This is a genomic window from Streptomyces hydrogenans (genome assembly GCF_014656075.1).
Lineage (GTDB): Bacteria > Actinomycetota > Actinomycetes > Streptomycetales > Streptomycetaceae > Streptomyces > Streptomyces hydrogenans.
Window position 1 is genome coordinate 1 of the sequence record NZ_BNBS01000179.1, and the last position, 12137, is coordinate 12137.

Here is a 12137-nt window from a genome sequence, read left to right on the forward strand (position 1 = left end):
ACGGCGCGCCGGTGCCGGGCGCTGCGGCCGGGCCGGCCGCGCGGCCGGCGGGGGTGTCCTCCGCCCCGGCCGTGCCCGGCAGGCTGATCGCGACCGCGACGGCGGTCCCGGTCACCGCCATGGCCGCTCCGGCCACCACCTTCCCCAGGTGGCGGCGCACTATTTCGTACACATTTCCCCCTCTATCCCCCGCTTGGTCTGCGGTCACCCAGTAGGACGGGGCGAAATCCCGGGAGGTTGCGCCTCTTTCGGGCAGGATCTGGCCGAAGAGCACCCCCGTACCCGGACAGAAGAGGAAGATTCCATCCATGCAGGTCTGGCCGGGACAGGCGTACCCCCTGGGCGCCACCTATGACGGAGCGGGCACCAACTTCGCGGTCTTCTCGGAGGCGGCGCACCGCATCGAACTGTGTCTCATCGACGACGACGGCACGGAGACGTCCGTCGAACTGCGCGAGACGGACGCCTTCGTCCGCCACGCGTACCTGCCGGGCGTGATGCCCGGGCAGCGGTACGGCTTCCGGGTGCACGGACCGTACGCGCCGGAGCGCGGGCTCCGCTGCAATCCGGCGAAGCTCCTCCTCGACCCGTACGCGCGGGCGATGTCGGGCTCGGTCGCCTGGGGCGAGGCCGTGTACGGCTACCCCTTCGGGCGGCCCGACGCGCGCAACGACGCGGACTCCGCCCCGCACACGATGACCTCGGTGGTGGTGAACCCGTACTTCGACTGGGGCGACGACCGCCGGCCGCGCACCGAGTACCACCACACGGTGATCTACGAGGCGCACGTGAAGGGCCTGACGATGCTCCACCCGGACCTCCCGGAGGAGCTGCGGGGCACCTACGCGGGGCTCGCGCACCCGTCGGTGATCGGGCACCTGAAGGAACTCGGCGTCACCGCGCTGGAACTGATGCCGGTGCACCAGTTCGTGCACGACCACCGGCTGGTCGACGCGGGGCTGTCGAACTACTGGGGCTACAACACGATCGGCTTCTTCGCCCCGCACAACGCCTACGCCTCCTGGGGCGACCGGGGCCAGCAGGTCCTGGAGTTCAAGTCGGCCGTCCGGGCGCTGCACCAGGCCGGCATCGAGGTGATCCTGGACGTCGTCTACAACCACACGGCCGAGGGCAACCACCTGGGCCCGACGCTCTCCTTCCGGGGCCTGGACAACCCCTCGTACTACCGTCTCGCCGACGACCCCCGCTACTACATGGACACCACCGGCACCGGGAACTCGCTGCTCATGCGGTCCCCGCACGTGCTCCAGATGATCATGGACAGCCTGCGGTACTGGGTGACCGAGATGCACGTGGACGGCTTCCGCTTCGACCTGGCAGCCACCCTGGCCCGGCAGTTCCACGAGGTGGACCGGCTGTCGTCCTTCTTCGACCTGGTGCAGCAGGACCCGGTGGTCAGCCAGGTGAAGCTGATCGCCGAGCCGTGGGACGTCGGCGAGGGCGGCTACCAGGTGGGCAACTTCCCGCCGCTGTGGACCGAGTGGAACGGAAAGTACCGGGACTGCGTACGGGACCTGTGGCGGGGCGAGCCGCGCACGCTGGCCGAGTTCGCCTCCCGGCTCACCGGCTCGTCCGACCTGTACCAGGACGACGGCCGGCGCCCGCTCGCCTCGGTCAACTTCGTGACCTGCCACGACGGTTTCACCCTGCGCGACCTCGTGTCGTACAACGAGAAGCGCAACGAGGCGAACGGCGAGGGCAACCGGGACGGCGAGAGCCACAACCGGTCGTGGAACTGCGGCGCGGAGGGCGAGACCGACGACGTCGGGATCAACGAGCTGCGGGCCCGCCAGATGCGCAACTTCCTCGCCACGCTGATGCTGTCCCAGGGCGTGCCGATGCTCAGCCACGGCGACGAGTTCGGGCGCACCCAGGAGGGCAACAACAACGCCTACTGCCAGGACGGCGAGCTGTCCTGGGTGCGGTGGCCGAAGGAGAACAGCGAGGCCGAGGCGACGCTGCTGCGCTTCACCCGGGCGATGGTGCGGCTCCGGCGCGAGCACCCGGTCTTCCGGCGGCGCCGCTTCTTCCACGGCCGGCCGGTGGAGGGCACCCACGACGAGCTCACCGACATCGCGTGGTTCACCCCGGAGGGCGAGGAGATGACGGCCCGCGACTGGCAGGCCGCGCACGCCCGGGCGCTGACCGTCTTCCTCAACGGCAACGCGATCTCCGAACCGGGCACGCAGGGCGAGCGGATCTCCGACGACTCCTTCCTGCTGATGTTCAACGCCTCCTCGCAGGAGCTGGAGTTCGCGGTGCCGGACAGCCACGGCCGGTGCTGGCGGACGGTGGTGGACACCGCCGAGCCGGAGGGGATGCCGCCGCTGGCGGGGCCGGAGATCGTGGCGGGCGAGCGCGTCACCCTCGCGCCGCTGAGCCTGACGGTGCTGCGCCGTCCGGCGTGAGGGCCCCGCGCGGCTTCCCCGGGCGTGCGGTCCGCACCGTCCAGGAGAGCGCCGCGCAGCCCGCGGCCGCCCCCACCGCCACGGCGAAGGCGGCGGGGGCGCCGTGCTGTTCGGCCAGCCGTCCGGAGAGCGCCAGGGCGAGCGCCTGGCCGCCGACGACGCCGCTGGTGAGGAAGGCCATGGCCTCGGCGAGCCGGCCGGCCGGGACGGTCCGCTCGGTCAGCGCGAAGACCGTGATGAGGTGCGGGGCGTAGGCGGCGCCGAGCACGGTCACCACCGCGTACAGGCCGACGAGGGAGTCGACGGCGAGCAGCGGCAGGGAGAGCAGGACGAGCCCGGCGGTCGCGGCCCGCCAGCGGAGGGTGAGCCCGATCCGGGCGGGCAGCGCGGCGAGCGAGAGGCCGACGGCGGCGCTCATCACGCCCATCGCGGCGTAGACGAGCCCGGCCTGGGCGGGGGCGCCGAGGCCGGCGGTGAGGGCGGTGATCCCGGCCTGGGAGGCGCCGAACATGGCGCCCTGGAGGACCATCGTCACCCGGAGGGCGTAGGCGGAGGCGGGCAGCCGCGTCCGTTCGGCGGCGCCCGTAAGGGTGGTGGACGCGCCGGTCGCGGGGGCGGCGGCGCGGGCGGTCGGGTGGAGCGCGAAGGCGGTGCCGCAGACGGCGAGCAGCAGGGACGCGCCGAGCAGGGCGGCGCCCGGGTGGGCGAGGGCGGCGGCGAGTCCGACGAGGGCCGGGCCGAGGACGAAGGAGACCTCGTCGAGGGTGCCCTCGAAGGAGAGGACCGCGCCCACGGTGCGGTCGTCGGCGCCGGCCCGGCGGGCGAGCGCCACCGAGCGGGTCCGGGCGAGCGGCCCGATCTGCGGGACGGTCGCCCCGGCGAGCAGGGCCGGCGGCACGAGGAGTGCGGTGGGGGCGTCGGCGACGGCGGCGAGGACCAGGGCGGCGACGGCGACGGCGTTGGCGAGGGAGGCCGCGAGGACGGGCCCGCGCTGGCCGCGGCGGTCGGCGAGCCGGCCGAGGAGGGGGCCCGCGACGGTCTGTCCTGCGGCCAGCGCGCCTCCGGCGAGTCCCGCCGTGGCCAGCGAGCCGCTGGTCTCCGCGACCAGCAGCACGCTGCCGAGCTGGCACATCGCGGTGGGCAGCCGGCCGAGGAAGGAGAGGACCGGGAGGGCGGGGCCGAGCAGGGAGAGGGTGTCGCGGTACATCCGGAGCATCGGGCGAAGGTAACGCGATGCACCCGAACGGGTGCATCGGCCGATGACACGGAAGCTTCCGTACGGGGTACGTACGTTCGCATGACGTCCAACCGGTCCGCCCGCCCGTCGTCCCCCGCCGCCACCGCCCCGGTGGTGCCGACCGCCACCTACCGGCTCCAGCTCCAGCCCGCCTTCCCCTTCGCCGCCGCCGAGCGGGCCGTGCCGCACCTCGCCGGGCTCGGCGTCTCGCACCTGCACCTCTCGCCCGTCCTGGAGGCGGTGCCCGGCTCCCTCCACGGGTACGACGTCACCGACCACCGGTCGGTCCGGGCGGAGCTGGGCGGCGAGACGGGGCTGCGGGCGCTGGCCGCGACGGCCCGCGCGCACGGCCTCGGCCTGGTGGTGGACCTGGTGCCCAACCACATGGCGGCCTCGCCGCGGCACAACCACGCGCTGCGGGAGGTGCTGCGGCACGGCCCGGACTCGCCGTACGGCCGCTGGTTCGACATCGAGTGGGACGCCGGGGACGGCCGGGTGCTGCTGCCCGTGCTGCCCGCCCGGCTGCCCGAGGTGCGGGACCGGCTGCGGGTCGAGGACGGCGTCCTGCGCCTGGACGGGCAGGAGTTCCCGCTCCGGGAGGGCACCGAGGGGCTGCCGCTGGACGCGCTCCTGGACGCCCAGTGGTACCGGCTCGGCTGGTGGCGCCTCGCCCGCACCGAACTGGACTACCGGCGCTTCTTCACGGTCTCGGACCTGATCGGGGTGCGGGTGGAGGACCCGGAGGTCTTCGCCGGGAGCCACGCGAAGATCCTGGAGCTGGTCGCCGACGGGGTGATCGAGGGGCTGCGCGTCGACCACCCGGACGGACTCGCCGATCCCCAGGGCTACCTGGAGCGGCTGGCGGCGGCGACCGGCGGCCGGTGCTGGACGGTGGTCGAGAAGATCCTCACCGGGGAGGAGACCCTGCCGGACGCCTGGCCGGTGGCGGGGACCACCGGCTACGACGCCCTGCGGCTGGTCGACGGCGTCCTCACCGACTCCGAGGGGGCCGGTGAACTCTCCACGCTGTACCGGGAGTTCGTGGGCCGTTCGGCGGACCGGGGCGGCGACTGGGAGGCGACCTCCCGGCGTGCCGCGTACGAGGTGGTGCGGCACGACCTGGCGGCGGAGACGGCCGCGCTGACCCGGGCGGCCGTACGGCTCTGCGCCGCCGACCCCGCGCTCCGGGACCACGCGCCCTGGACCCTGCGGACGGCGATCGAGGAACTCCTCGTCCGCGTGCCCGTCTACCGGCCCTACCGGACCGGCGCCGAGCGGGTCCTCACCCCCGAGGCGGCCCGGGGGGCGCGGGCCGCGTTCGCGGTGCCGGAGGAGGCCGCCGCCGTGGACACCGTCCGGGGGCTGCTGCTCGGCGCGCTCGGGGACACGCCCGGACACCGGGCGTTCCGGGCCCGGTTCGCGCAGACCTCCTCGGCGCTGCGGGCCAAGTCCACCGAGGACACCGCCTTCTACCGGTACGCGCCGCTGCTCTCGGCCAACGAGGTCGGCGGCGATCCGGGCCGGCCGGCCGTCGCCGTCGCGGAGTTCCACGACGCCTGCGCGCGGCTCGCCCGCGACTGGCCGGCCACCGGCACCGTCCTCACCACCCACGACACCAAGCGCAGCGCGGACGTGCGGGCGGCGATCGCGGTCCTCGCGCAGTGCCCGGGGGTGTGGGCGGGGCTGCTGTCCGAGGTCGCCTCGGTGCCGGCGCCGGACCCGCACCTCGCCTGGACGGCCTGGCAGACCGCCTTCGGCTTCGGCACGCCGGACCCGGAGCGGATCGGGCCGGCCGTGCTCAAGGCCGTACGGGAGGAGGGGCTGCGGACCTCGTGGACCGAGCAGGACCCGGCGTACGAGCGGGCGGTGGCCGACTTCGTGGCGACCGGGCCCGGACGGGTGCCGCTGCGGGCCGCGTCCGAGGCGGCGTTCGCCCTGGAGCCGCACGTCCGGGCCCAGGCGGACGCCGCGGCGCTGGTCCAGCTGACGATGCCGGGGGTGCCGGAGCTGTACCAGAACACCGAGCGGGAGTACCGGGCGCTGGTCGACCCGGACAACCGGGCGCCGTTCGCGCCGGGCCCGGACGACGGACGGACGGCGCTGGTCCGGGCGGCGCTGCGGCTGCGGCGGGAGCGCCCCGCGGCCTTCGGCTCCGGGTCCGGCGACGGCTCCGGCTACGTACCGCTGGCCGCGGAGGGTCCGGCCGCCGCGCACTGCCTGGCCTTCGCCCGGTCCGGCGAGGTGGTCACCGCGGTGACCCGGCTGTCGCTGCGGCTCGCGGAGGCGGGCGGCTGGCGGGACACCGAGCTGGTGCTGCCGGAGGGGCGGTGGGCCGATGTCCTGGACGGGGTGCGGGAGTTCACCGGTGGCCCGGAGAGCGAGCTGAAGCTGGCGGAGCTGTTCGCCGACCGGCCGGTCGCACTCCTCGCGCGCATCGGGGACTGACCGCATACTGGGCGGTACAACGCTCGGCGAACAGGGGGGAACGAGATGACGCTGTGGGTGTTCTTCGGAGTCCTGGGGGGACTCGTCGTGCTCCTGACGGTGGTGCTGCTGCGCCGCGGCGGGTCCCGCACGGACAACGCCGAGGGGCTGCGGATCGAGGAGAGGGCGCGGGTCCAGGCCGCCCACGACCGAGTGTCGTACAACGCCCGCTCGGTGCACAACGGCCCGCCGAACCAGAGCGATTCCTACCAGCGGCGCCGCTGAACGCGGGACCCGGGGCGCGCGGTCCGTCCGGACACGCGCCCCGGGTCCCGTCCGCCGGTCAGATCCGGCCGGCCCGGGAGACCTCGCACTTGGTGTACTCGGAGCCGTCGCCGGTGCCCGGGTACGGGGTGGTGAGTTCGGTGCTGACCGAGGAGCCCGCGGTGACCGCGATGCCGGTCTTCACGGCCGTCGCCGAGGTGGCGCCGGCGCCGGTGAACTTCATCGTGACGCTGTAGTCGTAGTCGAGCGCGCCGTCGTTCTTCACCGTGATCTTGGCGGTGAGGTTCTTCGTCGCCGCGTCGTAGGCGCACTTGTCGATGGTCACGTCACGGGCGGCCTTGTCGGCGCTGCCGCCGCCGGGCAGGGAGCCACCGGACGTCGCGTTGCTGTCGTTGTCGTTGTCGCTGTGGCTGCCGCTGCCGCCCGAGCTGGAGCTGGAGCTGGAACCGGAGCTGCTGTTGTCGCAGCCGCCGCCGTGCGAACCGCGGGCGCCGGTGAGGGCGAAGACGGCGATGCCGAAGACGGCGATCGCGCGGGCATGACGAAGCTTCACGTGTTTCATTCCCCGTTGGACTTGACTCAGATGAACGGCTCGCTTGACGAGCGCACGTCACCCTAGCAGCGGGGCGGAGCGCCTCCTCTCAGCCGTTCGGCCGGACGACGAGGCTGCGCGGGGCACGGGTGATCAGACCGGTCGACACCGGACGGAAGCCGTCCGCCAGGCGCAACCGGGGCATCGCCCCGAAGAGCGCGCGGAGCGCGTACTCCGCCTCCAGACCGGCCAGGACCACCGCCGGGCAGAAGCCGGAGCCGTAGGTGAGCTGGTCCGCGTCGTCGCGCAGCGGGTCGAAGCGGTCCGGCTCGCGGAAGCGCTCCGGGTCCCGCCCTGCCGCCCCGACGAGCAGCGCCACCGAGGAGCCGGCCGGCAGGACGCCGCCGCTCACCCGCACGTCCTCCCGGGTGCGCCGGACGGCGATCTGCACCGGCGGGTCGAGGCGCAGCGACTCGGTCCACGCCCGGGCCACCAGGCCCGCCGGGGCGTCGCGCAGGGCGGCGGTCCGGTCGGGGTCGGACAGGACGTTGCCGAGGAAGGAGGCGAGCGCCTTCTCCCGGACGGCGATCTGGGCGCCGCACTCCCCGGCGAGCGCCGCCGCCGCCCGACCCCTGACCAGTCGCATCATGTCCCGGTAGGGGACGCCGACGGCGGCGGCGACGGTCCCGGCGGGCAGCCAGTGGCAGAAGTCGGCGACCAGGTCGGCCTGCGGGCGGCCGGCGATCCGGCGCGCCAGGACGTAGGCGGTGCGCTCCGTGACGGCCCGCAGCTCGGCCAGGTCCACGTCGGTGTGGGCGCGGGCGCAGGGCGGGTCGCCGGGCCGGTGGCCGTGGGTGAAGCGCGGGTCGGTGAGGGCGGTGGCCACGTCCGCGTACCGGCTGAGCACCCAGGCGCGCAGCAGCGGGTCGTAGGTGAGCGGGAACTCCTCGCGCAGCCGGCGGTGCACGGGGTGCGGGTCGAGCGCGGCGCCGGGGTCCAGCGGGCTGGGGGCGACGGTCCGGCCGCCGGGCGGCGCGGGCGGTCCGGCGGCCGGGTCGGCGACGGAGCGCACCCGGCCGGGGGCGGTCGTGGCGGTGCGCCCGGCGGGGGCCATGGCGGGCAGCCGGCGCCAGGGGTCCTCGGCGTCCGGGGTTCCGGCGGGTCCCGTCCCGCGGTTCGGCTCGTCGCGCATCGCGCCCCCTGTCGTTCGGCCGGTTCGCCTCGTCGGCGGTGATTGCCGCGGCCGGGATCGTGGCGCGCGTCCGCCCAGCCCACCATCCCGCGCCCGGCACCGCCCGCCACGTGCGGCCGAACGGGTGACAGGGCACCGCGCTGACCTCGGAGGACCCGCCGTCGGAGGCGGGCGCGGCCGGTCAGTCGAGGGAGAGCCGGAAGCTCATCTCGCCGAAGCCGACGACGTCACCGGCCCGGACCACGACCGCGCCGGTGACCCGACGGCCGTTGACGGTGGTGCCGTTGGTGGAGCCGAGGTCCCGCAGCACCCAGAGCCCGCCCTGGAGGGAGAGTTCGGCGTGCAGCCGGGAGGCCGTCTCGTGGCTGAGCCGCAGCCCGTTCACCGGATCGCGCCCGATGCGCAGCGGGTACGGTCCCGGCTGCGGCAGCAGCAGCTTCGGGAGCCGCTCCGAGTGCCAGGCCCGGCCGACGCGCGCGGTGAACGCCGACACGCGCTCGACCGCGCCCACCACCCGCCGGGTCCAGGTGCCCTCGCTGCGCAGGTCGGCGGTGAGCACGGCGAGTTCGTCGGGCCGGCGGGCCTGGAGGGCCCGCTCCATCCGGAAGAGGAAGGTGTCGTGCGAGAGACGCCCCTGCGCCGCGCCCTCCCGGAGCAGGCCCAGCGCGCGGTCCCGCTCGGCGTCGGTCAGCCGGGGGGAGTGCGCCGGGGGCTCGTAAGGGGTCGGGGTCGTCACACGCCGATTGTCCGGGTGTCCGGGCCGCACTGTCCAGAAGCCCCATGTCCCAGGGCTGTACCGGCTCCGCGAGGGGGCCGCGGGGCCGGGGCGCACCGGCTCCGTGAGAGAGCCGCGGGGCTTGGGGGGCGTACCGGCTCCGCGGGAGGGGCGCGGGGCTTGGGGGGCGTACCGGCTCCGCGGGAGGGGCGCCCGCCCCCGGGGGCCACAGGCTCCACGGACCGGCTCCGCGACGGCACCCGCCCCGTGCGCCCGCCCGCTCCGGGCGTTAATTGCCGCGCTCACCTCGGATGATCACTGCTACGGTCTGCGGGCTTCGATCAACCGTACCCCTGGGGGAACCACCGTATGACCGACGACCTCGTCGTCCGCCCGCTCGCCGGGCCCGAGGAGCTGGACCTGTTCCTCGACCTCAGCTACACGCTCGACCACGAACTCGCCGACGACCTCGGCACCGGCCGCCGCCGTCCCGAATGGCTGTGGATGGCCCTGCGCGGCGGCCGGCTGCTCGGCCGGATCGCCTGGTGGACCAACAAGGACGGCGGCGAGCCGCTCGCCCTCGACTTCTTCGACCTCGACCCGGACCTCCCGGCCGGGGAGGCGGCGGAGGTGGGCCGCCGGCTGCTGGCCACCGCCATGGCCGCCGTGCTGCCGGCGGGCACCGTGCCGCCGGAGTTCAACCGCTACCTGCCGCCCGACTGGCGCGAGGTCCCGGAGACCCGCGACCGGGTGGAGCTGCTGTTCTCCCTCCTGGCGGAGACCGGCGCCCGGCCACTGGTCGAGCGGCTGCGCCTGGAGTGGCTGCCCGACACCCCGGTCGCCGGGCCGACGGGCCGGCTGGCCTTCCGTCCGGTGCGGGACCGCGAGGACCTGCTCGCCCTGATGACGCCGGTGATGGAGGGCACGCTCGACGCGCACGGCCGGGCCGACCTCGCCGAGGGGCTGTCCCTGCGGGAGGCCGCCGAGCGGCACTACGACGACGAGTTCCCGCACTACACCTCGCCCCGGGACTGGTGGCGGGTGGCCGAACTCGCGGACACCGGCGAGGCGGTGGGCTTCGTGATCCCCGCCCGCAACAACTACAACCCGATCATCGCCTACATCGGCGTGCTCCCCGCCCACCGGGGCCACGGGTACATCGACGAGATCCTCGCCGAGGGCACCCGGATCCTCGCGGAGGCCGGGATGCCCCGGGTCCGCGCCGCGACCGACCTGGGGAACGTCCCGATGGCGGCGGCCTTCGCCCGCGCCGGGTACGCGAACTTCCAGCGCCAGGTCGACTACGTGTGGGACGCGCCGGGCGCGTCGCGGTCCTGACTGCCAGGATGGGACCGAGGTAGCCGACCGTACCGACGTCTGCGAGGAGAACCGCCGTGCTCTTCGAGGTCTGGGCGCCGCACGCCCGCGACCGGGTGACCCTGGAGCTCAACGGCACCGGGCACCCCCTCGACCGGGACCCCCTGCGGGACGGCTGGTGGACCGGCACCGTGCCGGCCTCCGACGGGGACCGGTACGGCTACCGCCTCGACGACGGGCCCGTCCTGCCCGATCCGCGCGGCCGCAGGCTGCCGGACGGGCCGGACGGCCTCAGCGCCGTCGTCGACCACGCCGCCCACACCTGGCTCCACGAGCCGCCCCGGCTGCGGCTGCGGAGCGGGGTGCTGTACGAGCTCCACGTCGGCACCTTCACCCCGGAGGGCACCCTCGACGCGGCCGCCGCCCGGCTCGGGGAGCTCGCCGGACTCGGCGTCACCCATGTGGAGCTGATGCCGCTCTGCCCGTTCCCCGGGGTGAACGGCTGGGGGTACGACGGGGTGGCGCCCTGGGCCGTGCACGAGCCGTACGGCGGCCCCGCCGCGCTCAAGCGCTTCACGGACACCGCGCACGGCCTCGGCATGGGCGTGGTCCTCGACGTGGTCCACAACCACCTGGGCCCCTCCGGCAACCGTCTCCCGCCCTACGGCCCGTACTTCACCGACACCCACCACACCCCGTGGGGCGCGGCGGTGAACCTGGACGCGCCCGGCTCGGACGAGGTGCGGGCGTACTTCCTCGGCAGCGCGCTCGCCTGGCTGCGGGACTACCGGATCGACGGGCTGCGGCTCGACGCGGTGCACGCGCTCGCCGACGACCGGGCCCTCACCTTCCTGGAGGAACTCTCCGCCGCCGTCGACGAGCTGGCGAAGGAGCAGGGACGCCAGCACTTCCTGATCGCCGAGTCCGACCTGGCCGACCCGCGCACCACCGCCCCGCGCGCGCTCGGCGGCCTCGGCCTGCACGCGCAGTGGAACGACGACTTCCACCACGCCCTGCACACCGCGCTGACCGGCGAGGCGCAGGGCTACTACGCGGACTTCGCGCGCGCCCCGATGGCCGCCCTCGCCAAGACCCTCACCCGGGTCTTCTTCCACGACGGCACCTGGTCGTCCTTCCGCGGCCGGCACCACGGCCGCCCGGTCGACCGGGAGCGCACCCCCGCCCACCGCTTCCTCGGCTACGCCCAGACCCACGACCAGATCGGCAACCGGGCGCTGGGGGACCGCCTTTCGGCCACCCTCTCGCCCGGCCTGCTGGCCTGCGCGGCGGCGCTCGTCCTCACCGGCCCGTCGGTGCCGATGCTCTTCATGGGCGAGGAGTGGGGCGCCCGCACCCCCTGGCAGTACTTCACCGACCACACCGATCCCGAGCTCGCGGAGGCCGTACGCCGGGGCAGGCGGCGGGAGTTCGCGGCGCACGGCTGGGACGAGGCCGAGGTGCCCGATCCGCAGGACCCGGCGACCCGCGACCGGTCGGTCCTCGACCGCGCGGAGCGCGAGCGCGACCCGCACCGCCGGATCCTGGCCTGGCACCGGGAGCTGATCGCGCTGCGCCGCACCCTGCCGGACCTGACCGACCCGGACCTCGGCGGGGTCAAGGTCGCCTTCGACGAGGACGCCCGCTGGCTGGTCTTCCGGCGCGGCGACGTGCGGGTGGCGGTCAACCTCGCGAAGGAACCCGCCGCCGTCCCGCTGGGCTCCAACGGCCGCGACCGCGTCCTGGCCGCCTGGGAGCCCACCGAACCCCCCGCCGGGGACGGACTGCTGCGCCTCCCCGCCGAGTCGGCGGTCGTCCTGGCCGACGGCTGACGGGCGCGGGGCCGGCGACCGCCCGGCCGGGCACCCCGGGCCGGCTGGGCCGCTCGGGCCACGCACCGGCTCCACATGGGCGCACGGCCGGAGTGTTCCGGGCGAGCGGGGGCGGCGGGCCGCCATAGTGCGCGCATGACACCCCCCACTCCCCCGCGCCGGCGGGCCCGCGCCCGG

At 75.3% G+C, this 12137-nt stretch carries 9 protein-coding genes; 5 read left to right on the top strand and 4 right to left on the bottom strand.

Going from position 1 to position 12137, the window contains the following annotated elements; translation table 11 throughout:
• The first annotated feature begins 308 nt into the window (after window positions 1–308).
• Window positions 309–2429: a glycogen debranching protein GlgX gene (gene glgX / locus IE321_RS38445; protein ID WP_043226401.1), complete on the top strand. Its 2121-nt coding sequence runs from the start codon at window positions 309–311 to the stop codon at window positions 2427–2429.
• On the opposite strand, the gene IE321_RS38450 is transcribed toward glgX, so the two are convergent.
• Window positions 2383–3636 (bottom strand): MFS transporter, encoded by a 1254-nt coding sequence (locus tag IE321_RS38450; protein WP_190226340.1) that lies wholly within the window; start codon window positions 3634–3636, stop codon window positions 2383–2385. The two genes, glgX and IE321_RS38450, sit on opposite strands and share 47 nt — an antisense overlap.
• A 90-nt stretch (window positions 3637–3726) precedes the next feature.
• On the opposite strand from IE321_RS38450, the gene treY reads away from it, so the two are divergent.
• On the top strand, window positions 3727–6111 hold the full coding sequence (gene treY, locus IE321_RS38455) for a malto-oligosyltrehalose synthase (RefSeq protein WP_190226335.1): 2385 nt from the start codon (window positions 3727–3729) through the stop codon (window positions 6109–6111).
• A gap of 45 nt (window positions 6112–6156) precedes the next feature.
• Window positions 6157–6375 carry a hypothetical protein gene (locus tag IE321_RS38460; protein ID WP_190226336.1) on the top strand — a complete coding sequence of 73 codons (219 nt, stop codon included), beginning with the start codon at window positions 6157–6159 and terminating at the stop codon, window positions 6373–6375.
• A gap of 58 nt (window positions 6376–6433) precedes the next feature.
• Here the strand turns inward: IE321_RS38460 and IE321_RS38465 are convergent, their stop codons facing one another.
• The 3 genes from IE321_RS38465 to IE321_RS38475 all read right to left on the bottom strand — a co-directional run bounded on the left by IE321_RS38465 (window position 6434) and on the right by IE321_RS38475 (window position 8835).
• Window positions 6434–6928, bottom strand: coding sequence for a hypothetical protein (locus tag IE321_RS38465; protein ID WP_190226337.1), 495 nt, complete (start codon window positions 6926–6928; stop codon window positions 6434–6436).
• A gap of 88 nt (window positions 6929–7016) precedes the next feature.
• On the bottom strand, window positions 7017–8099 hold the full coding sequence (locus tag IE321_RS38470) for a cytochrome P450 (protein ID WP_043226403.1): 1083 nt from the start codon (window positions 8097–8099) through the stop codon (window positions 7017–7019).
• A 181-nt stretch (window positions 8100–8280) separates the two neighbouring features.
• The gene (locus IE321_RS38475) at window positions 8281–8835 is read right to left on the bottom strand and encodes an FHA domain-containing protein (RefSeq protein WP_043226405.1); all 555 of its coding nucleotides are present in this window, start codon (window positions 8833–8835) and stop codon (window positions 8281–8283) included.
• Between the two features lie 348 nt (window positions 8836–9183).
• Here IE321_RS38475 and IE321_RS38480 point away from each other — a divergent pair, with 348 nt between their 5' ends.
• Both IE321_RS38480 and treZ read left to right on the top strand, forming a co-directional pair.
• Window positions 9184–10152 (top strand): GNAT family N-acetyltransferase, encoded by a 969-nt coding sequence (locus IE321_RS38480; RefSeq protein ID WP_190226338.1) that lies wholly within the window; start codon window positions 9184–9186, stop codon window positions 10150–10152.
• A gap of 56 nt (window positions 10153–10208) precedes the next feature.
• Entirely contained in the window at window positions 10209–11960 is a 1752-nt protein-coding gene (gene treZ, locus IE321_RS38485; protein ID WP_190226339.1) for a malto-oligosyltrehalose trehalohydrolase, read from the top strand.
• Window positions 11961–12137 lie beyond the last annotated feature (177 nt).

Coding starts and splice junctions, on each gene's coding strand:
- glgX (WP_043226401.1), top strand. CDS start 309: ATGCAGGTCTGGCCGGGACAGGCGTACCCCCTGGGCGCCACCTATGAC.
- IE321_RS38450 (WP_190226340.1), bottom strand. CDS start 3,636: ATGTACCGCGACACCCTCTCCCTGCTCGGCCCCGCCCTCCCGGTCCTC.
- treY (WP_190226335.1), top strand. CDS start 3,727: ATGACGTCCAACCGGTCCGCCCGCCCGTCGTCCCCCGCCGCCACCGCC.
- IE321_RS38460 (WP_190226336.1), top strand. CDS start 6,157: ATGACGCTGTGGGTGTTCTTCGGAGTCCTGGGGGGACTCGTCGTGCTC.
- IE321_RS38470 (WP_043226403.1), bottom strand. CDS start 8,099: ATGCGCGACGAGCCGAACCGCGGGACGGGACCCGCCGGAACCCCGGAC.
- IE321_RS38480 (WP_190226338.1), top strand. CDS start 9,184: ATGACCGACGACCTCGTCGTCCGCCCGCTCGCCGGGCCCGAGGAGCTG.